The following is a 25406-nucleotide window of genomic DNA, read 5'->3' as shown; positions in this document are numbered from 1 at the left end:
CGCTCCGAGACTCACTGCTGTCCATCCTTCGTGTCGATGCCGAAGACCTTCTCCCACGCCGCGGTGCTGGTCAGCTGCGGGTGGGCGGCGCGGTAGCGCTGCTGCATCTCCGGGAACCGGGCGGCCAGCTCCTTGCGCAGGCGCATCGCCTCCTTGAACAGGCCCAGTGCCTGGCGCGGATCGCGCTTGCGGTAGACGACGCCCCTGCCGTCGGCCGTGGTGACGGTGACGCCGTCGACCTGGGAGAGCAGGAACCACCGCGCGTCCAGCGTCGGCACGTTCAGCTGCGGAGTCTCGTGGTGCTCGGTGCGGGCGGGGCGGAAGTTGTGCACCACGCCCTTGGCCAGCCGGGTCACCTTGGCGATCGGGTTGGCGGGCTCGGCCACCGCGCCGACGCCGATGTGACTGGCCAGCGGGAGTTCGGTGGACGACGGCAGGATCACCGCGTCCGGGTACTGCTTGCGCAGTTCGTGCACCGCACCCAAGGCGCTGGGCAGCAGCTGGAACAACCGCTCCGGCCCGGCGAGGAAGTCGCGGATGGCCAGGTTCTGGATCGCGACCGTCGAATACTCCAGGCAGAGCAGGTGTTTCAGGGTCGCTTTGACCGTGTTGACGACCATGCCGCGGCCGTTGCCCGGCAGGTGCAGCGAGGCGACCACCAAGCGGTTACGCAGGTGGAAGTACGCCTGCCAGTCGATGGCGTCATCTTTGTCGCTCCAGGCCATGTGCCACACGGCCGCGCCGGGCAGCGTGACGGTGGGATACCCGGCGGCGCGGGCGCGCAGACCGTACTCCGCGTCGTCCCATTTCAGGAACAGCGGCAGCGGCTGGCCGAGCTCCTCGGCGACGCGGCGCGGGATGACGCAGGTCCACCAGCCGTTGAAATCGACGTCGATGCGCCGGTGCAGCAGCTTCGAGTTGTCCCGGTCCTTGAGCGGGTACTTGGAGAAGTCGTGGTCGTATTCGACGTTCGGCGCCGCGGTCCACATGAAGATGCCGCGGTCGACCACCTCGCCCATGACGTGCAGGTGCGAGCGCTCCTGCAGATTGAGCATCTGGCCGCCGACCAGCACCGGCGACTTGGCGAACCGGGCGAAGGCCAGCGCGCGCAGGATCGAGTCCGGCTCGATCTCGATGTCGTCGTCCATGTAGACGATGTACTCGGCGTCGGTGGTCTTCAGCGCCTCGTACATGACCCGGCTGTAGCCGCCGGAACCGCCGAGGTTGGGCTGGTCGTGGATGGCCAGCCTGCCATCGAGCGCCGCGGCCGATTCCGCGAAACCGGGCTCGTCGACCACCTTCTTGGTGCCCTGGTCGGGGATGATGACGGCCTTGATCTTCTCCAGCACCAGCGGGTCCGAGCCGAGTGCGGCCAGGGTCTTCACCGCGTCGGTGGGCCGGTTGAAGGTGGGCATGCCGACCGCGATGCTGCCGTCGCCGGGCGCCTCGACCGGTGCGTACCAGCCGCCGGACAGCAGCGCGACCGCCGTGTCGGTGGTGATGTCGAACCAGATCCAGCCGCCGTCCTCGAACGGGCCGAGGTCGGTCTCGAATTCCACGACCACCGAGTCGGCGCCGCTCGCGACCGCGAACTCCTTGCCCTGCACGTGGATGCGCGAGCCGTCGGCCTTGGACCGGTACATGTCGACCCGGCCGTGGCCGGCCAGTTCCAGCCGGAGCACCACCGACGACAGGATGCTCCAGCGCCGCCAGTAGCTCGCGGGCAGCGCGTTGAAGTAGGTGCAGAACGAGACCTCGGACTCCGCGCCGATCGACAGCGAAGTGCGGGTGGTGGCGTGCGCGCGCTTGGCGTTGGTGGCCGACTCCTCGACGTAGAGAGTGCGCACGTCCAGCGGTTCGCCGGGGCGGGGCAGGATGATGCGCTGTAGCAGCGACTTCGCCCGGGTCTCGGTGGTCTGCTCTGCCAAGATGGATTGGGAGGTCATTCTGCTCCTATGCCTCCTGGTCGGTCACGAGCGCCGCGCCGTCTTCCAGGTGCGGGCGCAGCACGTTGTCGAACATGCTCAGCGCGCTGCCGATCGCCATGTGCATGTCCAGGTACTGGTAGGTGCCCAGCCGGCCGCCGAAGACGACTTTCGCCCTCGCGGTCTCGTTCTTGGCCAGCTCGCGGTAGGCCAGCAGCTTCGCCCGGTCCTCCGGGGTGTTGATCGGGTAGTACGGTTCGTCGCCGCTCTGCGCGAACCGGGAGTACTCCCGCATGATCACGGTCTTGTCGCCGGGGTAGTCGCGCTCCGGGTGGAAGTGGCGCGGCTCGATGATGCGGGTGTAGGGCACGTCCGCGTCGTTGTAGTTCATCACCGAGGTGCCCTGGAAGTCGCCTACCGGCAGCACCTCGGTTTCGAAGTCGATGGTGCGCCAGCCCAGCTCGCCCTCGCTGTAGTCGAAGTAGCGGTCCAGCGGGCCGGTGTAGATGACCGGCGCGTCCGGGCTCTCGGCGCGCAACTGCTCACGGACCTCGAACCAGTCGGTGTTCAGCCGCACCTCGATCAGATCGGAGGCGGCCATGTTCTCCAGCCACTTCGTGTAGCCCTCGCGGGGCAGGCCCTCGTAGGTGTCGTTGAAGTAGCGGTTGTCGAAGGTGTAGCGGACCGGCAGGCGGGTGATGTTGCCCGCGGGCAGTTCCTTCGGGTCGGTCTGCCACTGCTTGGCGGTGTAGTCGCGCACGAACGCCTCGTAGAGCGGGCGGCCGATCAGCGAGATGGCCTTCTCCTCGAGGTTCTGCGCGTCCTTGGTCTCGATCTCCGACGCCTGCTCCGCGATCAGCTTGCGCGCTTCTTCCGGCGAGAAGTAGCGGCCGAAGAACTGGGAGACCAGACCCAGGCCCATCGGGAACTGGTAGGCCTGCCCCTTGTGCATCGCGAACACGCGGTGCTGGTACCCGGTGAACTCGGTGAACTGCGTGACGTAGTCCCAGACCCGCTTGTTCGACGTGTGGAACAGGTGCGCGCCGTACTTGTGGATCTCGATCCCGGTTTCCGGATCCGGCTCGGAGTAGGCGTTGCCACCGATGTGGTGGCGGCGCTCGATCACCAGAACCCGTTTACCCAGCACGGTGGCGGCGCGTTCGGCAACGGTCAGCCCGAAGAATCCGGAGCCGACGACGATCAGATCGAACTGTGAGGCGGAATTGACGGAGTTACCCGGGGACGATGCGACGGTCACGGGAGCCCAGAGTATCGGAAGTCCCGGCGGTGTCCTGGTGGAGTCGGAACCTGCGCTGGGCGGCACTGCTGCAAGGCCCGGTTTCACGCCGGGGACCTCCGAATTTCGCCGGATGTTTGCCGAAAGGGGTCTCTACGGCAACCGAGCCGATGTTGGCTGCACGGTCGGGCTGCGTGCTGCCCGGTTCCCGCGTCACGTCCCGCGCCGGTTCCGGCCTGATCAAGGGGTCTTGCCGCACCCGAGCGACATCAGGCAGCAAACCCCACGTCGAGCTCGACCTTGTCCCGCTCGGTGTAGAGCCGCCAGTAGTGGTCGCCGAGCTCGTCACTGCCGATCCGGACGATCTCGACTCCGTCGGGAACCAGCTCCGGGTGCTCGTCGACGAGCTGCGCGGCCTTACTTCCGTCGATCAGCGCACCGATATTGAGCACCCCGACGTAGACGCCCGTGCCCTGGAGTTCGACCGCGAGCTGGCGCAGGTAACCGCGCTGCGCGGCGAGGGCGACGCCGAAGTTGGCCAAATACGGCAACGGGTGGCGCTCGGAAGAACCCGAAGAGAACAGCAGCGCGCCGTCGCCCCGCTCCACCATGCCGGGCGCCAGCGCCCGCGTCACCAGGATCGGCGAGTGCAGCTTCAGCGCGATCGGAATATCGAGCGCTTGGACATCCACCTCCATGGTGGACGGAGTCCGGGTGGCGATGTCGCCTGCCGCGCCGTGCATCGCCACGTCGATCGGGCCGAAGGTCGCCTCGATCTTCCCGACCACGCCCGTGACCTGCGCCGCATCGGTGACGTCCGCGGGGAATGCGGCGGCTTCGATGCCCTCGGCGGTCAGCTCGTCCGCGTGCCGCCGCGCTTTGTCCGGATCGCGCCCGATCACGGCCACCCGGAACCCTTCGCGTCCGAATCGGCGTCCGGTTCCGACGCCGAGACCTGGTCCGTACCCGAAGATCGCGATGGTCTTGGACATTTTCCGCTCCTGATTAAGTTGAGAGATGGTTCAAGTTCGTGCCGACCATAGCATTAACTTGAACCTATGCTCAACTTATTCCGGTCGGCCGATTTGTAGGATCGGGCCGTGGACAAACCGTTACGGAGCGACGCCCAGCGCAACCGGGACGCTCTCGTGACGGCCGCCCGTGCCGCCTTCGAGGAACGCGGCCTCGACGCGCCGCTGAAGGAGATCGCCGCCCGGGCCGGGGTCGCCATCGGCACCCTCTACAACCGCTTCCCCACCCGCGACGACCTCATCGCCGCCGCCGTCGAGGATCGGATCGAGGCGGGTAGTCGCATCGCGGAAGACGCGCTGGCCATCGATGACCCGTGGGAGTCGTTCGTCTACTTGGTGGAACAGGTCTGCGCGCTGCAAGCCGCCGACCGCCTGCTCAGCGAGCTCGCCGTCCGCGCGGCGCCCAGCCGCGCCATCGCGCAAGCCCAGGAGTACGGCCACGGCCTGATGCGGCGGATCATCGCGCGCGCACAGCAGGCCGGGGTACTGCGCCCCGACTGGGTGCTCGAGGACATCGCTTTCATCACTTGGTCGCATACCAGGATCGTGGAGGCGACCAGCCACGTTGCCCCCGAAGCCTGGCGCCGCCACCTCGCCTTGGTGCTCGACGGCCTGCGCGCGGAGGCGGCCCATCCGCTCCCGGTCCCCCCGATCACCGAAGACCAACTGATGAGCGCCCTCGGACGTGCGCCCTCCAGCGACGATCGTTCCTGACGGCGTTCGCGTTCCCCCATGACGCTGCGGCGACCAAGCCCGGCGCGGTCGCGACTGCGCCGCCCCGGTCCAGGCGAAGTCCGTCCCGCACAGGGAAATCGGTAGCGCTCCAACGGCGACGGCCGGTACGCATACTTCGCGTACCGGCCGTCGGTCAGGTGCGATCTACAGGTTCCGCTCGGCGTAGACCTTCATCGCGTCGCGTACGAATTCCGCGGTGCCGGCGCCGTGCACGTCGTAGTTCACCGCGAAACGCGGGTCGGCGACGTACATCTCGCCCAGGCCGATGAAGGCTTCCTTCACCACCGGCCGCCCCTGCCAGCCGACGCCGATCCAGTCGTAGTGGCGCTGGACGATGGCCTGCACCTCGTCGCTGTCCACCGCGACCCCGGCCGCGTGCGCACGACCGTAGTCCGTGGCGATATCGAGATGGGTCTGCTGGAAGGCCTTCTTGTCCGCGTCGGACATCGAGCGCCACCAGCGGTCGCCGCTCTCGTAGGCCTCCTTGCCCCAGCGTTCGATCACCTCGTCCTTGTACTTCGTGTGGTCGAAGCCGTCGAAAACTTCTGCTGCCACGAGTTGTTCACCTCTTTCCGTCTTGTGCAGCGTGGTTTGCACCGACTCGATCTGGCGCCGGATCCGATCCTGTTCCTGCCGGAGCAAGTCCAGGTGCGTGCGCAGCGCGGCGGCGGTGTCCTGTTCTCCGGCAAGGACTTCGGCGATGACCGGCAGGCCGAGGCCGAGTTCCCGCAGCAGCAGGATGCGTTGCAGCCGCACGAGGGAGTCCTGGTCGTAGTAGCGATACCCGTTGGCGCCGATCCGGCTGGGCGGCAACAGCCCGAGCTGCCCGTAGTGGCGCAGCGTGCGGCTGGTGGTACCGGCCGCCTTCGCCAGATCCTGAATGGACCATTCGCCGGTGACCATGGTCATGACCGCGTTCTCCCTTCTTGTCTCGTCGGTGCAACCAGCATGCAAGTTGACGTTACGTCAAGGTCAAGACTTATTCGCCGAGATTCCGGCAGTCAGCGCGACGCCCGAGCCGGGCTCGGCCGAGACGGGGGTGCGACGGGGCGGATCGCGACCTTCGCAGCACCTACCGTCTGGCCGAGCAGGGTCACGCCCAGCGCTATCACCATGCCGAGCACCTGGAGCGCGGTGAGCGCCTGCCCGAGCGCCGACCCAACCGATCACCGCGGCGGACACCGGGCTGAGCAAGCCGAGGAAGGCCGCCGAAGTGGCGGGCACCCGCGTGATGCCATCGGGACGCCCCCACTTCTTGGTCAGCACGGTGCCCGCGGCCATGGCAGCCGCGGCCGCGAGACCGGCGAGCACACCGACGGTGTCGAGTTGCGCGTTGGCACGCAGCACGACGAGCGCGACGCCGACTACGCCGGCGAGCAGCTTGCGGCCGCTGGGGTTTTCGCTCAACGCGGCGGTCGCGATGACGAGCGCGAAGACCGGCGCGACGGCGCCGAGCAACGATCGGTGTCGCGCGGCCACGACTCCGGCAGGTGTGCGGCCACACCGGGTCTGTGGAGGAACAACACATCTGCGAGCGAAGCCCGAGCGAATCGCCCGCGGCGGCCTCGCCTGGCCATCGGCTGGGCAGACTCGAGGGTCGGACTGCTACTCGGCAGGTGGCACGGCGATAGGCGGAATCGAACCGGCAGGCGCCGTACCCCCGGACGGAACCGAACCGGCAGGCGCGGTATCTCTAGGCGGAACCGCATACGAGGAGGGCTTGGACTCACCGTGCGGAACGGCATTCACGGGCGGCACTGATGCAGCAGGCGGAGTCGCGGCTGCCGACGGGTGCGCAGCCCCAGACGAAACCGCACCATCAGCTGGAGGCGCAACACCAGGCGAAACCGCGCCACCAGCGGGAGGCGCAGCACCAGGCGGAGTCGCAGCGTCAACACTGGGTGCAGCGTCAGCGCTGGGCACACCGGCAGCAGGGGGCACACCGGCAGCAGAGGGCGCATCATCAGCAGGGGGCGCGCCGGCAGCAGAGGGCGCACCGGCAGCAGAGGGCGCACCCGCAGCAAAGGGCGCACCGGCAGCAGGGGGCGCACCTCCAGATGAATGCGCAGCGTCAGCGCTGGGCGCATCGGCAGCCTGTTCGGTGGACGGAATCGCCTGCGCATTAGGAGGATCCGGCACCAACTGCAACAGCGTCGTGAAGTCGACCACCTGGGCGCCGAGCGTCGGCGTCGCGATGATGACGCCGTTGGTGTAGAGCCGGTAGGTGCCCGCCTGTTGCGGCAGGAGCATCTCCGGGCCGATCGGTGTGCCGACCGCGCTGGTCGCGCCGCCGATCCGGCGGTACTCGGCCTCGATCGCGGATTCTGTGCCGGACGCCTGCTTGTGCGGATCCTCGGGCGGTGCGGTCGCGAGCAGCTCGCGCGGCGCGGGGCCGACATCGAAGGTGTAGATGTCCGCGGGTTCTCCACCGTCAGGCGCGGCGGAATACTCCGTGCGCAGGATCCGGCCATCCCGCAGCAACACCCTGCCCGCGGTAGCGGCGACGGCCGCGGCCGCTCGCGGATCCTCCCTCGCCGTGCCGGGGTACTCCTGGCAGTCGGTGGTGTCACAGGTCTGCGCGTACGGATAACGCTGCTCGGCGAGTGCGTACGAGCGGGCCGCGATCGCCTGCGCTCGCAGTGCCTCGGCCGCGCCTTTGTCCGCCCAGTTGGCCTGCACCTCGGCCGGGACCACGCCGAGCAGATAGTCCTCGACGTCCACCTGGTTGACCGTGCGGGGCACGCCGTCCTCGACGGTGACACCGAGCGCGCCGCGATACGCAGGCCCCCCGCACAGCGTGAGATGTTCGGCCGCAGGACGATTCGGCCGGGGATCGAGCGGGTGGATCCACGGGTCGTCGGTCGCCGCCTGCCACAGCACCTCACCGTCGCAGCCGACCGTCACGACGACGTTCGCGCCGCCGCCGGGCAGCGGCGTCAGATGCGCCACCTGACCGGGCGCGACCTCGCGGCCCGCCACCCGCAAACCCGCGGCGGCAAAGGCGTCCAGGGATGAGCCGTCCCGCGCCATGAGGCGAACCCGGAGCGCGGTGGGCGCGATGGTGGCGAGCGCCGCGCCGGGGTAATAGTGCGTGAGAATGCGTTCGGCCACCCACCCGTTCCGTGCGCTCTCGAACGCGCCGACCTGGCTCATGCCGCGCCCATGTCCCGGCCCGGCCACCGTTCGATATGGCGCGTCACCCGGCCAGCCGGACAGCACGAACACGGCGCCGGTGAGCAGCGCGGCTCCGCCGACCGACACCGGACGCGGCGTCGACCGCATGAGCGCCCGCCGACTCCGCACTGCGCGGGGTTCGGCACCGCGGATGGTTCGCACCACACCCTTCGCCAATCTCCGCACTCCTGCATTCCGGTGCATCGCTTCACTCCCACGGTTTCCGCGACCGGCGAGTCGATACCGGTCGGCATGTCGTCCCCCGCCGGTCACAATCCGAGAGCTACATTCAAGCAAACATAATTCTCAAGTAGAGGTTTAGACTGTGACAATTGTGGCTATTGTGACCATTGATACATCAGGTAGTAACGCCGAATTGCTCGTGCTCACCGGTTCGACCTGATTGGAGATGCTCGTGCGGTACCGCAAACCGAAACGTTCTTACGTGCTCCCGGTTGTCACCACCCTCGCGGTCGCGGCGCCGCTCGTCACGCTCACACTCAGCGACTCGACCGACTACCAGGCCGCCAACGACAGCGGACCGGCCGCCGTAGCGGCCCGACTCGCCGAGGTCGCGCTCACCAAAGCACCCGACATCGTCCTGCCGCTGCGCGAACTCACCGGATTGGACCTGCCTGATCTGCGCCTTTCCGACCTGCGCATGCTGCCGATTCCGGAATCCATTCCGGTGCCGGACGGACTACCGCAACCGCCCGGCGTGCGGCTACCCGAGCGAATACCGATACCCGGAATAGATCCCGACCAAACCTCCGGCCCCGAGATAATCCCAGGTCGAACGTCCAACAGCCCGAATTCGCCCGCTCCGGTGAATGCCGAGCGCGCACCCGGCAGCGTGCGCTTCATCGCAGAACCCGACCGGCTTCAGCCCGGCACCACTCCCGACACTCCAGCGCTATCGCCCGGCGCCGTGACCCCCGAACTGATGAGCCAAGTGGGGGCACAGGTGAAAGAACTCTCCCGCGACACCCCCTTCAGCATGGTCGCGCTCACCGCCAAGGAACTGGCGAACACCAAGGCCACGATCCGAGCCCGGCAACCCGACGGCACCTGGGGGCCCTGGTACGACACCGAACCGGTCGACACCCACCGCACCGACCGCTCCGGTCCGGGCGCGACCAACGGCACCGAGCCGATCTACGTCGGCAACACGAAAGCGGTCCAAGTGCTGGTCACGCGGAATCAAGCCTCGGCGTCGCAGGTGGAGCCAGTGGCGCAGCCCGCTGCGATCGCGGACGATCCGGTCCAGACCTACCCGCACTCTGTCGACCCCGCCCAGCAGACCGACCCGCACTCCGCCGATCCCGCCCAGCAGACCGACCCCCATCCCGTCGACTCCACCCAGCCGTCAGATCCCCGCCTCGGCGAGCCGACGCAGCCCGGATCCGACGATGTCACCCAGCAGACCACCGACCTGACCGCCGTGCTCATCGATCCCGGACACGGCGCCATCGACGATTCGCTGCACAACGTGGCTGCGGCACTGCCCGGCGGCGGGCCGCCCGTCATCACACGGGCCCAGTGGGGCGCGGACGAATCGATCCGCTGCGACGAACCGACCTACGACGACGGCCTCGGCGGCGTCACCGTGCACCACACCGCCGGGCGCAACGACTACAGCAAGTCCGAGTCGGCCGGAATCGTCCGCGCGATCTACACCTACCACGCGAAAACGTTGGGCTGGTGCGACATCGGGTACAACGCGCTGGTCGACAAGTACGGCCAGGTCTTCGAAGGACGCTTCGGCGGCCTCGACCGGCCGGTGCAGGGCGCGCACGCAGGCGGGTTCAACGAGAACACCTCCGGTGTCGCGCTGATGGGCGACTACGAATCCACCCAACCGACGCAGGAGGCGATCGACGCGACCGGCGCTTTCGTGGGCTGGCGCACCAAGGTCGCGGGGCTGAATCCCAACGGCTACACCACGATGTACTCCGAGGGGACGTCGTTCACCCCGTTCGCGCAGGGTGAGGCCGTGCGGTTGCCGATCGTCTTCGCACACCGCGATGTCGGCAACACCAATTGTCCCGGCGAAGCCGCGTACGCGTTGATGGACCGGATCCGCGACATCGCCGCCGGTGCGCCCGGCGCCTCCAGCGGGTTCCACAGTCCGACCGCGCCGAGCACCGATGTGGCGGCCCTCGCCGAGCTGACCACCAAGTTGCTGAACATGGTGCACGACAACATCATCGCCAGGCACTGGTCGCTGTCGGGCGGACCGAACGGACCGCTCGGCGCCGCGCAGTCGGAGGTACTGCCCGCCGCGCAAGGCCAGCAGTACGCGAAGTTCACCAACGGCTACGTCTACACCGTGCCGGACGGCCGAGTCGTCGAGGTGCTCGGCACCATCCTGGACCGCTTCCTGCAACTCGGCGCCGACGCCGGCATCCTCGGACTCCCGCTGCACAACGCCTACCCCGTCCCCGACGGCCTGCGCGCCGACTTCCAGCACGGCTCACTGATCCTCAACCAGCTCACCGGCATCGTCACCACCGTGTGGAAGACCTACAACGACATCTACCGGGAGGAACTGAACCGAAACAGCCCGGTCGCGGCTCCGGCTCCGGCGAACGTCCCTGCCCCTGAGGGTGCCGCATCTCCCGCTTTCCCCGCACCCGCGAGCCCCCCGGTTCCCGACACCCGAACCCAGGTCGGTGCCCAGTCCCCCGACACTCCGGACACGATCGACAAAGGGAACCCTGCACCCGCAGGCCCTGCCCCGGTGGGCAAGGGATCAGCACCCACCGACCCCACCCCCGCCCCCGCCGAGGGCCAGGATTCGAGCGACACGCCAGCATCTGCCGATCCGGCAGACCCGGGGACCTTCGGCCAACCATGACGTTCCGGCCCGGCATCCGCCGAGTCCCCATCCGACGCAAGCCGAGCCGCCCAAAACCCGTACATCACAACCGCTTCGGAGCCCGCCACCGCGGGCTCCGAGCACGTCTCCGTCACAACGCGAGCGGGCCCCGCCAAGCACGCGCGGAGGGACAACCAGACCGGCCGTCGCGTCCGCGACGCAGTCGCCAGTGGCGCTCGCTCAGTCGCGAGCCATAAGGGGGCCGCGAACACGCGCCGCCGCAAATCGAGTACAGCTCAGACCCACCAGCGTTCGAGGACGCGGGCGACACCGTCATCGGAGTTGGATTCGGCGATCTCGTCGGCGGCCGCGATGGCTTCGGGGTGGGCATTGCGCATCGCGACGCCGTGACCGGCCATGGTGAGCATGGGCACGTCGTTGGGCATGTCGCCGAAGGCGACGACGGTGGCGGCGTCCACGCCGAGACGCTGTGCGACGACCGCGAGACCCGAGGCTTTGGTGATGCCGGGTGCGGACAGTTCGATGAGGCCGTGCTCGGTCGAGTAGGTGATGTCGGCGCGCTCCCCGATCAGCGGAGCGAGCACCGTGCGCATATCCGAGCTGCGCGCGCCAGGTAGCCGGATGAGCATCTTGATGGCCGGTTCGTCGATGACCTCCTCGCGGGCGACCGAGGTGTCGTCCGGGTTGAGCCAGGCGTGCTCGTACTGCGGCGAGCTGACGAATTGCGGCGTCACCGCGTCGTGCGCGCTCTCGCCCACCCGTTCCGCCGCGAGACCGCAGCCGGGCAGCGCCCGCTCGGCGACATCGGCGAGCCAGGCCAGCGTCGCCACGTCCAACGTCTGGCTGGCCAGCACCCGATCGGCGGCGCTGTCGTAGACCACCGCGCCGTTGCCGCACACGCACAACGGCGCATAGCCCAGGCCCTCCACGACCGGCGCGATCCAGCGCGGCGGACGCCCCGTGGCCAGCACGAACGGCACACCGTCCGCGATCAGCGCTCCCACCGCGGCCTTGGTCCGCGCGGTGACCCGCTCGTCGTGATCGATGAGCGTGCCGTCCACATCGGTGGCGACCATCTTCGGCTTGGGCAGGTGCAAGGGCCTCACCTCTTCCATCCTGCCGGACAACCCGTGGCCACCGCCCGGCCCGTCGCCGGATCGGGATCGGACATGCCCGAACGTCACGTGGCACGCGCGCAGGCAAGCACGTCCTTATGATCGGGGGCTAATACCGACGCTGGCTCGTCCAGCCGAAAGACCAGAGGACTGATGACCGGCTTCCTGCTACGACGCGCGCTCAACTATGTCGTGCTGTTGCTGCTGGCTTCGTTCCTGACGTTCAGCCTGGCGTCCCTGACGTTCCGGCCCCTGGACAGTCTCGAACAACGCAACCCGCGACCGCCGCAGGCAGTGATCGACGCGAAGGCCGAGGAGTTGCACCTCAACGATCCGATTCCACAGCGGTACCTCACCTGGATCAAGGGCATCCCGCAGGGCGATTTCGGCACCACGTTGGCGGGTCAGCCGGTGAGCGCGGAGCTGCCGCGGCGGGTGGCGGTCAGTCTGCGGTTGCTGATCGTCGGCTCGCTGGTCGGGACCGTGCTCGGGGTTCTGATCGGCGCGGCGGGGGCGATCCGGCAATACAAATTCAGCGACTACTTCACCACGGTGGTGTCGCTGCTGGTCTTGAGCACACCGGTGTTCCTGCTCGCGACGCTGCTGAAATACGGTGCGCTGGAGGTCAATTCGGTCAGTGGCGAGCAGATCTTCCTCTACACCGGCGAGACGTCGGCCACCAGGATCGAGGGCTTCTGGGCGCAACTGCTCGACCGTGTCCAGCACTTGATCCTGCCCACGACCGCCCTGGCGCTCGGCGCCATGGCGGGCTACAGCCGCTACCAGCGCAACGCCATGCTCGACGTGCTGCAGAGCGATTTCATCCGCACCGCCCGCGCCAAGGGCCTCACCCGCAGCAGAGCGCTGTACAAACACGGCCTGCGCACCGCGCTGATCCCGATGGCGACGTTGTTCGCCTACAGCCTCGGCGCCCTGATCACGGGCGCGACGTTCACCGAGAAGATCTTCGGCTGGCACGGTGTCGGCGAATGGCTGGTCGATTCGATCAATGCCCAGGATCTGTACGTGGTGGTGACGGTGACCGCGTTCGCGGGCTTGGTCGTGCTGGTGTCCGGCCTGCTCTCCGACATCGTGTACGCGATTCTCGACCCCAGGGTGCGTGTGGGATGACGGAAGCCGAAATCATCGTCCAAGGCGCTCCCGAAGTCGCCGCGACCGGACGGCGCAAGCTGGTCCTGCGACGCTTCCTGCGCAACAAACCGGCCGTCGCCGGCGGCATTGTTCTGATCTTGCTGTTCGTCGCCAGCTTCGCGCTCCCGCCCGTGCTGCCGTACGACTACCAGCAGTTGGACTACACCGCGCTGCTCCAGCCGCCGAGCCTGGACCATCCGTTCGGCACGACTCAGATCGGCCAGGACGTGCTCGCGCAAACCCTGCGCGGCCTGCAGAAATCCTTGATCATCGGCCTGTGCGTCGCGCTGTTCTCCACCGCGATCGCGGCGACCGCCGGTTCGCTGGCCGGGCTGCTCGGCGGCTGGACCGATCGCGCGATCATGTGGCTGGTCGACCTGCTGCTCGTGGTCCCGAGCTTCATCATCATCGCGCTGTTCGCGCCGCGCACCAAGGGCAGCGGATCCATTCTGCTGCTGATCATCCTGCTGTCCTGTTTCGGCTGGATGATCTCCGCGCGGATCGTGCGCGGCCTGACGCTGAGCCTGCGCGATCGCGAATTCGTCCGCGCCGCACGGTATATGGGCGCGCCCACCCGCACGGTGATCCTCAGCCACATCATCCCCAACATCGCCTCGATCCTGATCATCGACACCACGCTCACCGTCGGCTCGGCGATCATGGCCGAAACAGGACTGAGCTTCTTGGGATTCGGCGTGCAACCGCCGGACGTGTCGCTCGGCTCGCTGATCGCGACGGGCACCAAGTCGGCGCTGACCTATCCGTGGCTGTTCCTGTTCGCGGGTGGTCTGTTGATCATCACCGTGCTGTGCGCGAACCTGGTCGGCGACGGACTGCGCGACGCGTTCGATCCCGGCGCCAAGCGAGCGCGGTCGAAGAAGAAGGCGAAAGCATGACCCACTCGACCACACCGCTGCTGGAGATCACCGATCTGCACGTCTCCTTCCCCAGTGAGGAGGGCCGGATCGACGCGGTCCGCGGGGTCACCTACACGGTGTCCGACGGTGAAGTGCTCGCCGTCGTCGGCGAATCCGGTTCGGGTAAGTCGGTGTCCTCGCTGGCGGTGATGGGGTTGCTGCCGGAGCAGGCGCGGATCACCGGCTCCATCCGGTTCCGCGGCCGCGAGCTGATCGGGCTCGGCGACCGGCAGCTGTCCCAGCTGCGCGGCAGTTCCATCAGCATGGTGTTCCAGGACCCGCTGTCCGCGCTCACCCCGGTCTACCGGGTGGGCGACCAGATCGCGGAAGCCCTGCTGGCGCACGGCAAGATGAGCAAGTCCGAGGCCGCGAAGCGGGCGGTGGAACTGCTCGACCTGGTCGGCATCCCCGATCCGGAGGTGCGGGCCAAGGCGTTCCCGCACGAATTCTCCGGCGGCCAGCGCCAGCGGGTGGTCATCGCGATGGCGATAGCCAACGATCCGGCGCTGATCATCTGCGACGAGCCGACCACGGCGCTCGACGTGACGGTGCAGAAGCAGATCCTCAACCTGTTGCGCAAGGCACGGGACATCACCGGTGCTGGCGTCATCATGATCACCCACGACATGGGCATCGCCGCCACGCTGGCCGACCGCGTCGCCGTGATGTACGCGGGCCGGATCGTCGAGACCGCCGCCACCACCGAACTGTTCAGCGCGCCGCGAATGCCCTACACCGTGGGACTGCTCGGCTCGATTCCGCGGATGGACGGTCCCCCGCGCCGTCCGCTGATCCCGATCGTCGGTGCGCCGCCCGCCATGCACGCGCTGCCGCCGGGCTGCACGTTCGCGCCGCGCTGCCCGGTCGCGATCGATGAGTGCAGGGCCGCCGAACCGCCTCTGGAGCCGACCGATCCCGGGCACTCCGCCGCCTGCATCCGCACCAGCGAGGTCGGCACGGACGCGCTGTTCGAGGCCTACCGCAGCGAGATTTCCGAGCCGGAGGCCGAGGCCGAGGTGGACTCCGAGGTGGTGCTGCGGGTCTCCGACCTGGTGAAGGTCTTCCCGATCACCTCCGGTGTGGTGCTGCGCCGCCGCACGGGCGAGATCAGGGCGGTCGACGGCATCAGCTTCGAGGTGCGGGCCGGACGAACCTTGGCGCTGGTCGGCGAGTCCGGCTCCGGGAAGTCCACCACGCTCACTCAGATTCTCGATCTGGTTCGCCCCCAGGCGGGCAGCATCGAGATCATGGGCAGCGACGTCGCGTCGCTGAGCAGGGCGCGCAGGCGGGAGATCCGCAGGAAGATGCAGATCGTCTTCCAGGACCCCACCGCCTCGCTCGACCCGCGCCTGCCGATCTTCGACGCGCTCGCCGAGCCGCTGCGCATCGACGGGCGTTCGCGGGCCGAGATCGCCCGCCGGGTCCCGGAGTTGCTCGAGCAGGTCGGGCTGCGCCCGGAACACGCCGACCGCTACCCCGCCGACTTCTCCGGCGGCCAGAAGCAGCGCATCAGCATCGCCCGCGCGCTCGCGCTGGATCCGGAGTTGCTGGTGCTGGACGAGCCGGTGTCCTCGCTGGACGTCTCGATCCAAGCGGGTGTGCTGAACCTGCTGCGCGATCTGCAGACCGAGCGCGGGCTGTCCTACCTGTTCGTCTCACACGACCTGTCCGTGGTTCGCAATCTGGCCCATGACATCGCGGTCATGTACCGCGGCAAGATCGTCGAATATGGCTCCGCCGAGCAGATTTTCGCGGCGCCGGCGCACGAGTACACCCGTGCGCTGATCGATGCCGTGCCGGTACCGGCGGTCAGCCGCTAGGAAGGACAGCGCGATGCGGATCCGATCGACCCGAAGCCGCACCAGGCCGCGCCCGGCGCGCTGGGCGGTTCCGCTCGTCGCGCTCGCACTCGTGGTCGCGGGCTGCGGCGCGGACGACGCCGAATCGGCGAAGGGTCTGTCCGACGCGCTCGGCACCACCAGCGACATCAATCCGCGACATCGGGATGAGCTGCGCGAGGGCGGCAACCTGCGCCTGGCCACCACCTCGTTCCCGGCGAACTGGAACACGCTGTCCAACGATGGGCACGAAGGCGAGATCGGCGACATCGAGCGCCCCTTGATGCCACGCGCGTTCCACACCGACGCCGCGGGGCAGCTCGCCGTCAACAAGGACTACTTCACCGACGTCCAGCTGATCGGTACCGACCCGCAGCAGGTCACCTACACCATCAATCCGAAGGCCGTCTGGTCCGACGGCACCCCGATCACCTGGGAAGACATCCGCTCCCAGGCCAACGCGCTCAGCGGCGCCGACAAACGCTTCCTGATCGCCATCACCAGCGGCTTCGACCGAGTGGAGAAGGTCGAGCGCGGCGTCGACGACCGGCAGGCGATCATCACGTTCAAGCAGCACTACGCCGAATGGCGCGGCCAGTTCGCCGGGAACATGGCGCTGTTCCCCAAGTCGGTGACCGCCGATCCCGACTCGTTCAACCACAGCCTGGTCGACCACATGGGACCCACCGCGGGCCCGTTCCTGGTCCAGTCCACCGATCGCAGCCAGGGCCGCATCGTGCTGGCCCGCAACCCGAACTGGTGGGGCGACAAGCCGAAGCTGGACACCATCACCTACAGCGTGCTCGACCGCGCGGCCTGGGTCGGCGCGCTGCAGAACAACGAACTCGACGCGGTGCGCCTGAGCACGATCGACGACGTCAAGACCGTGCGCAACACCTCCGGACTGGTGGTCCGCCGGGCGCCGGGCAATCGCTGGCGGCACATCACGTTCAACGGCGCGCCCGGTTCCATCCTCGCCGATCCGAAGCTGCGCGTGGCCATCGCCAAGGCCATCGACCGCCAGGGCATCGCCACCGCCACCCAGAACGGACTGGTGGAGAACCCGAAACCGCTGAACAACCACATCTTCCTGCAAGGACAGGAGGGCTACCGGGACAACAGCCTCGGCTACGACCCCGCGGCCGCGGCGAAGGAACTCGACGATCTGGGCTGGAAGCTGGTCGGCGACGTCCGCGAGAAGGACGGCCGCAAGCTGGTCATCCGCGACGTCATGTACAACGACCCCACCTGGGTGCAGATCGCGCAGATCATCCAGCAGAACCTGGCCGCGATCGGCGTCGGGCTGGTGATCGACACCAAGCCGGGCGCGGGCTACTTCACTGACGTGATCCAGCCCGGCGATTTCGACGCCGCCCAGTTCATCTTCTCCGGCGACGCGTTCCCCCTCAGCAGCATTCCGCAGATCTACGCCTACCACCCCGACAACCTGCAGGGTAACTACGGACGCATAGGCTCGCCGGAGCTGAACGCCCTGATCGACCGCACCCTGTCGGAGCTGGATCCGGCGAAGGCCATCGAACTCGCCAACCAGGTCGACCGCGCGGTCTTCGAGGAGGGCCACTCGCTGCCGTTGACCCAGTCCGAAGGAAACTTCGGTATCCGCGCCGACATCGCCAACTACGGGTCCCCCGGGCTCGCCTCATACGACTACACCAGAATTGGTTTCCTGAAGTAGACACGCAGCAGCGCTGCGGGAAGGAGCGAACCATGCGGATTCGTTCACTGACGACACGACTGGCGATTGCCGCTGTCGCGATCGGATTGGTGGCCTCCGGGTGTAGTTCGGACGACGAGGGCGCCCCCGCGGGCTCGGCCGCCGAGCTCGGCACCACCAACGACATCAACCCGCACGATGTCAGCGAGCTGCGCGACGGCGGCAACCTGCGCTTGGCGATCTCGGCGTTCCCCGCGAACTGGAACAGCTTGTCCAACGACGGGAACGACGCCGAGACCGGCGCGCTCGAGCGGCCGATGATGCCGCGCGCCTTCCGGACCAACGCGGCGGGCGAGCTTTCGATCAACACCGACTACTTCACCGCCGTCGAACTGACGAACACCAATCCGCAGCAGGTGACCTACACGATCAATCCCAAGGCCGTTTGGTCCGACGGCACCCCGATCACCTGGGAAGACATTCAGTCCCAGGCCAACGCGCTCAGCGGCGCGGACAAGGCGTTCCTGATCGCCAACAACAGCGGGTTCGATCGGGTCGAGAAGGTCGAGCGCGGCGTCGACGACCGGCAGGCGATCATCACGTTCAAGCAGCACTACGCCGAATGGCGCGGGCAGTTCGCGGGCAACACCTTCCTGTTCCCCAAGTCCGTCACCGCTACCCCCGAGGCGTTCAACAAGAGCCTCGTCGACGGCATCGTGCTGACCGCGGGACCGTTCCTCGTGCAGTCCACCGACCGGGCGCAGGGCCGGATCGTGCTCGGCCGCAATCCCAAGTGGTGGGGCGACACCCCGAAGCTCGACACGATCACCTTCAGCGTGCTCGATTCCTCGGCTCAGTTGCCCGCGTTGCAGAACAACGAGATCGACGCGGTCGGCCTCGGCACCCGGGACGAACTGAGGACCGCGAGGAACACGCCGGGCATCGCCGTCCGCCGGGCGCCGGGCAACAGCTGGAACCACTTCACCTTCAACGGCGCTCCCGGCTCCATCCTGGCCGACCAGAAGTTGCGCGTGGCCATCTCGAAGGCGATCGACCGGCAGGGCATCGTAACGGCCATCCAGAACGGCCTGGTGGAGAACCCGAAACCGCTGAACAACCACATCTTCATCCAGGGGCAGAAGGGCTACCAGGACAACAGCCTCGGCTTCGACCCGGCCGCCGCCGCCAAGGAGCTCGACGACTTGGGCTGGAAGCTGGTCGGCGACGTCCGCGAGAAGGACGGCCGCAAACTGGAGATCCGCGATGTCATGTACCAAGACGACACCTGGGTGCAGATCGCGCAGATCATCCAGCAGAACCTGGCCGCGGTCGGCGTCAAACTCAACATCGAAACCAAGCCGGGCAAAGGCTTCTTCACCGACGTGATCCAGCCGGGTAATTTCGACGTCGCGCAGTGGACCTGGGTAGGTGACCCGTTCCCGCTCGGCAGCCTCAACCAGATCTACGGCTACAACCCGAACGACCTGCAGGGCAACTACGGCCGCATCGGCTCGCCGGAATTGAACGCGCTGATCGAGCAGACGGTGTCCGAACTCGACCCGGAGAAGGCCATCGAGCTGGCGAACCAGGTGGATCGCAAGGTATTCGAGGAGGGTCACTCGCTGCCGCTGATGCAGTCGGCGGGCAATGTCGGGGTGCGCGCCGACTTGGCGAACTATGGCGCCGCCGGACTCGCGTCCTTGGACTACACGAAAATCGGTTTCTTGAAGTGAGTTTCGGATCGGGCCACCCGCTGGCCTATCCACTCACAGTGACGATCGGCGCCCTCGCGGTCTGTGCCGCTTGGGCGCCGTTCGGCACTCTGGACCAGGTGGCGGCGATCGCGGCGGTCGTGCTCGGCATTCTCGGGTACACGGGATATCGGCTCGGCGTCGCGCATGGCCTGCTTCCGTTCTGGCGTCCGGGTTCCGCTCGGACCGTGCGGGTCACCCGAGTCCGCCAGCAGCACCGCCTGGTCAGCCGTTCCTGGTTGCAGGTCGGCGGAACGGGCCGCCCGCGCTGGCTTCCGGTCTACTTCGACCCGGTGCTGACTACCCTCACCGAAACCGAGGCCGAGGTGACCGACCGCACGATTCACCTTGCCGGAAAACGCCTCTACCCTTCCGGCCGCATCCGCGACGTCGAACCACCGGGCCGATTGATCGACAACCCCAGCCGCCCCGACCCCGACGCCCTCGCCCATACCGCGGCGGCCACTCGACCGCGCCGCCGCCTCCTGCTCGACGCCCAATCCACCGTCGCCGCCCCCTTCGCGGCCCTGCTGTGGGTCTACATCGACGGCGGCGGCCTGCCCGCCTTCCTGGCCGCCGCCACCATCGCCGCCGCTGCCACCGTCTGGCTCTCCGCCATCCGCGGCTCCGACCCCACCTGAGGTCCCACCCACACCGATTACGCCAGGTCCATCTGCCGGTCTCGGGATGCTTCCGACCGGTCTTCCTTCCGCGCTGCCAAGACGATCAGCACTCCGGGGATGATCCCGACGAAGAAGGGGGACGGCACAAGAAGAACGCCACCCAACGCGCACCACGCCGCGATACCCCAGCCGATGCCGGCGGGCACACCCACCCCGCGCCCAGCGAGATGCCGAGTCAGGAAACCCAAGAGAATCAGCGGCACGGCGAAGCTGCCCGGACCGCCCCAGAAGGTGACCTTGCTCTGCAGCGACTCCACCGTCTGGACGGCGTTTCCGTCCATGAGCGGCACGGCTGCCCATATCCCCAGATCCACCCAGCCGGTGATCTCGTCCCAGGCGGCGAGCACTAGCAAGATGAGGTGCCCTGTTCCCAGCACGAGCATGATCCCGCTCGCCCAGCGGAGCAACCGCGTTCTGGAGTTCATCGCGACCTTCCTTCTTCGTACTCCGCCTCGGCATTGTTGCGGTCTCGCCAGGCACCTTCCCATCGCCGGGTCAGCGCCGGGTAGACGATGAGGTATCGAAAAGGCTTGATGGCGGCCATATAGAGCCGCCCGAACAAACCGTTGGGCTTGACCAGGACGGCCATCCGCAGCTCATAGTCGCCATTCGCGCCTCGAACCCAGCCGAGATGCATCACGGTGTGCACGGTCTTGTTCGCCAGCTCGCGAGCGGACTCCATATCGAGTTCGTAAACCGCTTTGAGCGGCATATCCTCGTTGTCCACCCCGCGGGGAGCCTCGCGGAGGTCGGCGGGCAGGCGATCGCGGAGCGAGGCAACCCGCTCACCGACGCCCGCCGATGGTTTGTCCCAACCGAGGAGTGCACCGAGCTTCCACCGAACGGCGAACAAGAACCGCACCGGCCCTGGCTGCTTCGCCGGTCCGGCGGCAGCTCGCAGCGCTGCGAGCATCGTCGGGAAGTCGTCCGGCCCGGCTCCCGGAGTGCGGTACGACCACACGTCCTCGACCGAGAAGTCCTTCGTGAATTCGTGGATGCGCCACGGTTGATCGGTGTAGGTGGTCGTTGCGAGTCGGGACACGGTTCGCCTCTCCATTTATACGGCACCGTATAGTTAGTTTGTACGGTACCGCATAAATACGACTCACTCAATGGCGCCAGGGGTCCTGCCGGACCCCGCATCACACGAGCCCGGCGGGCTCGACCACGATGCCCGACTACTCGGCGCGGCGACTGGTGAAGTCGAAGGATCCGCCGTCGATGCCCCAGGAGATGACCCGTTCGGGGTGAATTCGGATGACCGCGCGTTCCTGGGGTGGGAACGGTGGCTCCTCGTCATCGAGCGCCTCGGCCGTGCCGCGAACCTCGATGCCGCGAATCACGTATGGCTCCAATGAAACCTGTTGGTCGACGACGAACGACACCCGGCTGCCCGCCTCGACATTGCGGTACTTTCGACTGGCACGCATCCGCATGCCCCCGATGTCGATCGTGCCGTCGGCGTTCACCCGATAGCTGGTCGGGTTATTCTGCACAACGCCGTCGGGCGACACCGTGGCCAGCCGACCGATCCCGGCCTCCGCGAGAAACTGCTGTTCATTGATGGTGAAGGTCATGTCAGTTACTCCTCAGTGAATTCGATATCAGTTGTGCCCCCGGCGATCAGCCGGAAGTTTGTCGGGGCACCGACCACCTACTCACGCGCGACACCGCCTACCCCGTGCTCTGGAATCAGAACAGAATCAGCGCGGCGCACAGTCCGGCAATGGCAATGAACTGCAGGGTGACCCGGTACTTCAGAATGCTGTCCCACTTGTCCTGCAGCGCACGGGCATTGGCCGGAATGATGCCGCTCCGCGCAGCGGCGGTCTGCTGAGAATTGATCGGCTTGGCGACGCGGACGTAGAAGGCGAGCCAGGTGAACAGTGCCGCCACGGTGATCCCCGCCGCGACAGCGGCGCCGATCTGCCCGGCCAACAGCGCGATCAGCAGCGTGAGCACCGCGGTGACCACACCGCCCGCACCGACCACCGGCATGCGCTTGTCGCCGTAATAGTGACCCCATCCCGCACTCATGGTCACGGTCACGTCATCGAGCTTGCGGTACACCGACCGGGTGATCACCGCCCCGCAGACGTCGGTGCCATAGACGACGGCATTGGAGAGAACGGCGGCGGCGGCGATGATCTGGCCGGTGACAATGAGCATTTTCTGCTTCCTTTTCCAAGTTCTAGCAGCGTTAGCAACTAGAGCAACGGTAACATTCGCTCGCTATATTGTCTAGCCTTGCTAGATTTCAGATCGCTACCCGGGATCGCGCTGATCAGCAAGCCGCACATGCCCGTTCCGGCCGAGCAGACGCTGTCGCCGACAAGCCGGTCACCGAACGCTGGCGGATCTTCGGTCTGCTGGATCCGCTGGTGGTGCTGGGCTCATCGCGGTCCCGGTCCTCGTCGACCGGGTTGCGGGCAACCGCGTCGGGGTGGGCGATCGACGGCACCGGGCAACCCCCGTCTTCACGCCGGTGAGCTGACCTGCCGCCCAGTGATGCCACCGCAGCTCAGGCGGCGGCATCACTGCCACGCACCGAGGCCACCCGCAGAAACGCACTCATATGCCGCATACCGCGCGATGCGACGGGTCAAAAATGGTCGTTTCCGAACCGAACTCGATTCGGCGCACCGGAATCGCGAAACCGCAGTTCGCCGAACGCGAATCGGGTCACAATGCGCTCACCACGGCAGAGGTTTACCGGGTCCACTGGTCGACCAACACCGCCAGCCGGGCGTCCCGCTGAGCCGGCCGCAGCCGTCCACCGCGGTCCAGGGTCGCCAGGCCGTGCAGGGCGCTCCAGCCCACCTCGGTGAAGGTTTCCGGATCGTGCTCGCCCGCGAACGGTGCGAAGGCGGCGAACATGACGGCGAACGCGTCCCGCAGCGGCTGCGAGGCATTCTCGCCGAACGCGAGGTTCACCTTCATCAGGAACATCGCGTCGTAGAGCGCGGGCCGCGCGGTCGCGAAGTCGAGGTAGGACCGCGCCACCGCCGCCAACGCTGCGCGCGGCTCGCCGCCCGCGGACTCCAACGCCGCGCGGCTCCACGCGGCCATCTCCGCGATGCCTTCCTCGGCGACCGCCGTGACGATCTCATCCTTGCCCGCGAAGTGCGAATACAGCACAGGCTGGCTGTATTCGATCCGTTCCGCCAGCCTGCGCACAGTCACCGCGTCCCAGCCCTGCGACTCGGCCAGCTCCCGAGCGGTGTCGATGATCAGCCGGTGCCGTTCGGCGCGTTCCCGTTCTCGTCGCGTCTGGGTCCCCATAGGCCGACTATAGCATTGCTTGACAATCTAGTGTTACTAGGATTCAGACGAGGCCAATTGGTCTGACCACTTGACCTCCTTACCAACACGGCGCACAGTAGACGCATGGCGTTGCAACCTGTGGTCAAGCGGTCGGTGTCGGCGGATGTGTTCGAGCAGATCGCGGCGGACGTGCTCAGTGGGGAGCTGGCGCCGGGGTCGACCCTGCCCAGCGAGCGGCAGTTGGCGGAGGCGCTGGGGGTTTCGCGGCCCGCGGTGCGGGAGGCGCTACAGCGGCTCGCGGCGGCCGGGCTGGTGTCCGTGCGTCAGGGGGACGCGACCACCGTGCTGGACTACCGGCGTGGGGCCGGGCTCGAGGTCCTGCCCAGGTTGCTGGTGCAAGCCGGGGAACTGGACCCCACGGTGGCGCGCAGCATTGTGGAGGCACGGCTGCACAACGGACCGAAGGTGGCGGAGCTGGCCGCACGCCGGATCGGCGCGACGGGCGCCGACGAGGTCCGCGCGCTGCTGCATGCCTCCGTCGAAGCACTTGCCGCCGAACAGGATCCGATCACGCAGCAGCGGCATGCGATGGAGTTCTGGGATCACGTCGTGGACGCGGCCGATTCCATCGTGTTCCGGCTGATGTTCAACATGTTGCGCGCCGCCTATGAACCGGCGCTCGCGGCGCTGGCCCCGATCATGTCCGCCGAGGTGGGCAACGTCGAGGCATACCGCGAACTGGCCGCCGCCATCGTGGCGGGCAGGCCGCAGAAGGCCGCCACTACCGCTCGGGCGCTGCTCGAACCGGCGACCACCGCTTTGATCGAGATCCTCGGCGGATCCTGATCACGCATCACCTAGGAACGACCATGACGAAATCCAAGGCATCCGAACGGGATACGGTCGAGGCGCAGGCGCGCGCGAAGGTGCGCCGGGACGAGCGGGCATTGCGCCGCGGGCTGACCCTCGGACAAGCCTTCCGCGAATTCCTCCGGCATCCCTCGCCGTGGATGATCGCGACCACGCTGGTGGGCGCGGTGATCGGCCGGATCATCGTCGGCGACTGGCAAACATCCGACCTGCTCGTGCCCGCCGTGATGCTGGCGGTTTTCCCGGTCTTCGAGTGGATCGTGCACGTCACCGTGTTGCACTGGCGGCCGCGGCGGCTCGGCCCGATCGCGCTCGACAGCGAGCTGGCCCGCAAACACCGCGAGCACCATGTCGATCCGCGCAACATCCCGCTGATCTTCATCCCGACGAAGACGCTCGCCGCACTGATCGTCGTCCTTATCGCCCTGGCCGCGTTCGCCTTCCCGCGCCCCGGCCTGGGCCTGACCTTCCTGATCACCATCACACTGCTCGGCCTCGGCTACGAGTGGACGCACTACCTGGTCCACACCGACTACAAGCCGAAAGGCTCGCTCTACCGCGCGGTCTGGCGCAACCACCGCCACCACCACTACAAGAACGAGCACTACTGGTTCACGGTCACCACCTCCGGTACCGCCGACCGTCTCTTCGGCACCTACCCGGACCCTGCCACCACCGAAACCTCCCCTACCGCCCGCAACCTGCACTCGGCTTGACCTCGACAGCTGCCGTCCCTGGATAGCGGGACGGCAGCCATGCGGCGTTTGTGGCGATCGGCCACCTGATGCGCGGCGCTCTCACGATCGACCACTTCGACCATGGTGTTGACGTGATCCCCAATACGAGGCCCGGTCCGCGCGAGCTCGCGGACCGGGCTTTGTCATGTGTGCCGGACCACTCTTGACGGATTTATACCCTAGGGGGGTAAGGTAGTCACAGAAGCAAGAGCTACCCGAAGAGGAGATCGACCATGAGCACCGCCACCACCGTGACCGTCACCGGGATGACCTGCGGCGGCTGCGCCGCCTCGGTCCGGGACGAGATCGGCCGTATCTCCGGCGTCAGCTCCGTCGCCGTCGACCTCTCCAGCGGCCGGGTCACCGTCGAGAGCGGGGACTCGGTCGAGCGCGCCGAACTTTCCGCCGCCGTGGTCCGAGCGGGCTACGCGGTCGCCGACTGAGCACGGAACGGAGCGCTGGC

Annotated in this window: 23 protein-coding genes; 11 read left to right on the top strand and 12 right to left on the bottom strand. The window is 67.5% G+C overall.

The window, feature by feature from the left end; translation table 11 throughout:
• Positions 1 to 11 precede the first annotated feature (11 nt).
• From ACWPXK_RS03285 to ACWPXK_RS03275, 3 genes are all read right to left on the bottom strand, one after another.
• The gene (locus ACWPXK_RS03285) at positions 12 to 1946 is read right to left on the bottom strand and encodes a glycosyltransferase (protein WP_454194513.1); all 1935 of its coding nucleotides are present in this window, start codon (positions 1944 to 1946) and stop codon (positions 12 to 14) included.
• 7 nt (positions 1947 to 1953) lie between these two features.
• Entirely contained in the window at positions 1954 to 3183 is a 1230-nt protein-coding gene (gene glf, locus ACWPXK_RS03280) for a UDP-galactopyranose mutase (protein WP_454194512.1), read from the bottom strand.
• Between the two features lie 248 nt (positions 3184 to 3431).
• Complete coding sequence (locus tag ACWPXK_RS03275; protein WP_454194511.1) at positions 3432 to 4154, bottom strand: SDR family NAD(P)-dependent oxidoreductase; 723 nt, start codon at positions 4152 to 4154, stop codon at positions 3432 to 3434.
• A 108-nt stretch (positions 4155 to 4262) separates the two neighbouring features.
• Between ACWPXK_RS03275 and ACWPXK_RS03270 the strand changes: the two genes are divergently transcribed.
• Complete coding sequence (locus tag ACWPXK_RS03270) at positions 4263 to 4907, top strand: TetR/AcrR family transcriptional regulator (protein ID WP_454194510.1); 645 nt, start codon at positions 4263 to 4265, stop codon at positions 4905 to 4907.
• A 165-nt stretch (positions 4908 to 5072) separates the two neighbouring features.
• Here the strand turns inward: ACWPXK_RS03270 and ACWPXK_RS03265 are convergent, their stop codons facing one another.
• The 3 genes from ACWPXK_RS03265 to ACWPXK_RS03255 all read right to left on the bottom strand — a co-directional run bounded on the left by ACWPXK_RS03265 (position 5073) and on the right by ACWPXK_RS03255 (position 8210).
• Entirely contained in the window at positions 5073 to 5837 is a 765-nt protein-coding gene (locus ACWPXK_RS03265) for a MerR family transcriptional regulator (RefSeq protein WP_454194509.1), read from the bottom strand.
• Positions 5838 to 5900: 63 nt separating this feature from the next.
• Entirely contained in the window at positions 5901 to 6407 is a 507-nt protein-coding gene (locus ACWPXK_RS03260) for a hypothetical protein (protein WP_454194508.1), read from the bottom strand.
• Between the two features lie 126 nt (positions 6408 to 6533).
• Complete coding sequence (locus tag ACWPXK_RS03255) at positions 6534 to 8210, bottom strand: SpoIID/LytB domain-containing protein (RefSeq protein ID WP_454194507.1); 1677 nt, start codon at positions 8208 to 8210, stop codon at positions 6534 to 6536.
• Positions 8211 to 8547: 337 nt separating this feature from the next.
• Here ACWPXK_RS03255 and ACWPXK_RS03250 point away from each other — a divergent pair, with 337 nt between their 5' ends.
• On the top strand, positions 8548 to 10959 hold the full coding sequence (locus ACWPXK_RS03250; protein ID WP_454194506.1) for an N-acetylmuramoyl-L-alanine amidase: 2412 nt from the start codon (positions 8548 to 8550) through the stop codon (positions 10957 to 10959).
• Positions 10960 to 11216: 257 nt separating this feature from the next.
• Here the strand turns inward: ACWPXK_RS03250 and ACWPXK_RS03245 are convergent, their stop codons facing one another.
• A complete protein-coding gene (locus ACWPXK_RS03245; RefSeq protein WP_454194505.1) occupies positions 11217 to 12056 on the bottom strand; it encodes an HAD family hydrolase in 840 nt (279 codons plus the stop codon).
• Between the two features lie 153 nt (positions 12057 to 12209).
• On the opposite strand from ACWPXK_RS03245, the gene ACWPXK_RS03240 reads away from it, so the two are divergent.
• Genes ACWPXK_RS03240 through ACWPXK_RS03215 form a run of 6 tightly spaced genes read left to right on the top strand, consistent with a single transcriptional unit; the run spans position 12210 to position 20030 of the window.
• Entirely contained in the window at positions 12210 to 13187 is a 978-nt protein-coding gene (locus ACWPXK_RS03240; protein WP_454194504.1) for an ABC transporter permease, read from the top strand.
• The gene (locus ACWPXK_RS03235; RefSeq protein WP_454194503.1) at positions 13184 to 14104 is read left to right on the top strand and encodes an ABC transporter permease; all 921 of its coding nucleotides are present in this window, start codon (positions 13184 to 13186) and stop codon (positions 14102 to 14104) included. The genes ACWPXK_RS03240 and ACWPXK_RS03235 overlap by 4 nt, the downstream gene beginning before the upstream one ends.
• Positions 14101 to 15945, top strand: coding sequence for an ABC transporter ATP-binding protein (locus ACWPXK_RS03230; protein ID WP_454194502.1), 1845 nt, complete (start codon positions 14101 to 14103; stop codon positions 15943 to 15945). Before ACWPXK_RS03235 ends, ACWPXK_RS03230 begins: the two co-directional genes overlap by 4 nt.
• 13 nt (positions 15946 to 15958) lie before the next feature.
• Positions 15959 to 17659 (top strand): ABC transporter family substrate-binding protein, encoded by a 1701-nt coding sequence (locus ACWPXK_RS03225; RefSeq protein WP_454194501.1) that lies wholly within the window; start codon positions 15959 to 15961, stop codon positions 17657 to 17659.
• Between the two features lie 32 nt (positions 17660 to 17691).
• The gene (locus ACWPXK_RS03220) at positions 17692 to 19371 is read left to right on the top strand and encodes an ABC transporter family substrate-binding protein (protein WP_454194500.1); all 1680 of its coding nucleotides are present in this window, start codon (positions 17692 to 17694) and stop codon (positions 19369 to 19371) included.
• A complete protein-coding gene (locus ACWPXK_RS03215; RefSeq protein WP_454194499.1) occupies positions 19368 to 20030 on the top strand; it encodes a hypothetical protein in 663 nt (220 codons plus the stop codon). Before ACWPXK_RS03220 ends, ACWPXK_RS03215 begins: the two co-directional genes overlap by 4 nt.
• A gap of 17 nt (positions 20031 to 20047) precedes the next feature.
• Here ACWPXK_RS03215 and ACWPXK_RS03210 read toward each other — a convergent pair whose 3' ends face one another.
• The 5 genes from ACWPXK_RS03210 to ACWPXK_RS03190 all read right to left on the bottom strand — a co-directional run bounded on the left by ACWPXK_RS03210 (position 20048) and on the right by ACWPXK_RS03190 (position 23354).
• Positions 20048 to 20497 carry a DUF6463 family protein gene (locus tag ACWPXK_RS03210; protein WP_454194498.1) on the bottom strand — a complete coding sequence of 150 codons (450 nt, stop codon included), beginning with the start codon at positions 20495 to 20497 and terminating at the stop codon, positions 20048 to 20050.
• A complete protein-coding gene (locus ACWPXK_RS03205; RefSeq protein WP_454194497.1) occupies positions 20494 to 21129 on the bottom strand; it encodes a DUF2867 domain-containing protein in 636 nt (211 codons plus the stop codon). The genes ACWPXK_RS03210 and ACWPXK_RS03205 overlap by 4 nt, the downstream gene beginning before the upstream one ends.
• A gap of 121 nt (positions 21130 to 21250) precedes the next feature.
• The gene (locus ACWPXK_RS03200; protein WP_454194496.1) at positions 21251 to 21649 is read right to left on the bottom strand and encodes a PPOX class F420-dependent oxidoreductase; all 399 of its coding nucleotides are present in this window, start codon (positions 21647 to 21649) and stop codon (positions 21251 to 21253) included.
• 115 nt (positions 21650 to 21764) lie between these two features.
• Positions 21765 to 22241, bottom strand: coding sequence for a DUF1772 domain-containing protein (locus tag ACWPXK_RS03195; RefSeq protein ID WP_454194495.1), 477 nt, complete (start codon positions 22239 to 22241; stop codon positions 21765 to 21767).
• 540 nt (positions 22242 to 22781) lie between these two features.
• Positions 22782 to 23354: a TetR/AcrR family transcriptional regulator gene (locus ACWPXK_RS03190; protein ID WP_454194494.1), complete on the bottom strand. Its 573-nt coding sequence runs from the start codon at positions 23352 to 23354 to the stop codon at positions 22782 to 22784.
• Positions 23355 to 23459: 105 nt separating this feature from the next.
• Here ACWPXK_RS03190 and ACWPXK_RS03185 point away from each other — a divergent pair, with 105 nt between their 5' ends.
• The 3 genes from ACWPXK_RS03185 to ACWPXK_RS03175 all read left to right on the top strand — a co-directional run bounded on the left by ACWPXK_RS03185 (position 23460) and on the right by ACWPXK_RS03175 (position 25386).
• Positions 23460 to 24182: a FadR/GntR family transcriptional regulator gene (locus ACWPXK_RS03185; RefSeq protein WP_454194493.1), complete on the top strand. Its 723-nt coding sequence runs from the start codon at positions 23460 to 23462 to the stop codon at positions 24180 to 24182.
• Positions 24183 to 24205: 23 nt separating this feature from the next.
• A complete protein-coding gene (locus ACWPXK_RS03180; RefSeq protein WP_454194492.1) occupies positions 24206 to 24922 on the top strand; it encodes a sterol desaturase family protein in 717 nt (238 codons plus the stop codon).
• A gap of 254 nt (positions 24923 to 25176) precedes the next feature.
• Entirely contained in the window at positions 25177 to 25386 is a 210-nt protein-coding gene (locus ACWPXK_RS03175) for a heavy-metal-associated domain-containing protein (protein WP_454194491.1), read from the top strand.
• Positions 25387 to 25406 lie beyond the last annotated feature (20 nt).

The sequence above is a fragment of the Nocardia sp. Marseille-Q1738 genome (genome assembly GCF_965283145.1).
This window is presented reverse-complemented; position numbering and strand designations above follow the sequence as displayed.

Bases quoted from the DNA above. Each gene is read 5' to 3' on its own strand.
- ACWPXK_RS03285 (WP_454194513.1), bottom strand. From the start codon at position 1,946: ATGACCTCCCAATCCATCTTGGCAGAGCAGACCACCGAGACCCGGGCG.
- ACWPXK_RS03275 (WP_454194511.1), bottom strand. From the start codon at position 4,154: ATGTCCAAGACCATCGCGATCTTCGGGTACGGACCAGGTCTCGGCGTC.
- ACWPXK_RS03265 (WP_454194509.1), bottom strand. From the start codon at position 5,837: ATGACCATGGTCACCGGCGAATGGTCCATTCAGGATCTGGCGAAGGCG.
- ACWPXK_RS03255 (WP_454194507.1), bottom strand. From the start codon at position 8,210: ATGCGGTCGACGCCGCGTCCGGTGTCGGTCGGCGGAGCCGCGCTGCTC.
- ACWPXK_RS03245 (WP_454194505.1), bottom strand. From the start codon at position 12,056: ATGGAAGAGGTGAGGCCCTTGCACCTGCCCAAGCCGAAGATGGTCGCC.
- ACWPXK_RS03240 (WP_454194504.1), top strand. From the start codon at position 12,210: ATGACCGGCTTCCTGCTACGACGCGCGCTCAACTATGTCGTGCTGTTG.
- ACWPXK_RS03235 (WP_454194503.1), top strand. From the start codon at position 13,184: ATGACGGAAGCCGAAATCATCGTCCAAGGCGCTCCCGAAGTCGCCGCG.
- ACWPXK_RS03230 (WP_454194502.1), top strand. From the start codon at position 14,101: ATGACCCACTCGACCACACCGCTGCTGGAGATCACCGATCTGCACGTC.
- ACWPXK_RS03225 (WP_454194501.1), top strand. From the start codon at position 15,959: ATGCGGATCCGATCGACCCGAAGCCGCACCAGGCCGCGCCCGGCGCGC.
- ACWPXK_RS03220 (WP_454194500.1), top strand. From the start codon at position 17,692: ATGCGGATTCGTTCACTGACGACACGACTGGCGATTGCCGCTGTCGCG.
- ACWPXK_RS03210 (WP_454194498.1), bottom strand. From the start codon at position 20,497: ATGAACTCCAGAACGCGGTTGCTCCGCTGGGCGAGCGGGATCATGCTC.
- ACWPXK_RS03205 (WP_454194497.1), bottom strand. From the start codon at position 21,129: ATGGAGAGGCGAACCGTGTCCCGACTCGCAACGACCACCTACACCGAT.
- ACWPXK_RS03200 (WP_454194496.1), bottom strand. From the start codon at position 21,649: ATGACCTTCACCATCAATGAACAGCAGTTTCTCGCGGAGGCCGGGATC.
- ACWPXK_RS03195 (WP_454194495.1), bottom strand. From the start codon at position 22,241: ATGCTCATTGTCACCGGCCAGATCATCGCCGCCGCCGCCGTTCTCTCC.
- ACWPXK_RS03190 (WP_454194494.1), bottom strand. From the start codon at position 23,354: ATGGGGACCCAGACGCGACGAGAACGGGAACGCGCCGAACGGCACCGG.
- ACWPXK_RS03185 (WP_454194493.1), top strand. From the start codon at position 23,460: ATGGCGTTGCAACCTGTGGTCAAGCGGTCGGTGTCGGCGGATGTGTTC.
- ACWPXK_RS03180 (WP_454194492.1), top strand. From the start codon at position 24,206: ATGACGAAATCCAAGGCATCCGAACGGGATACGGTCGAGGCGCAGGCG.
- ACWPXK_RS03175 (WP_454194491.1), top strand. From the start codon at position 25,177: ATGAGCACCGCCACCACCGTGACCGTCACCGGGATGACCTGCGGCGGC.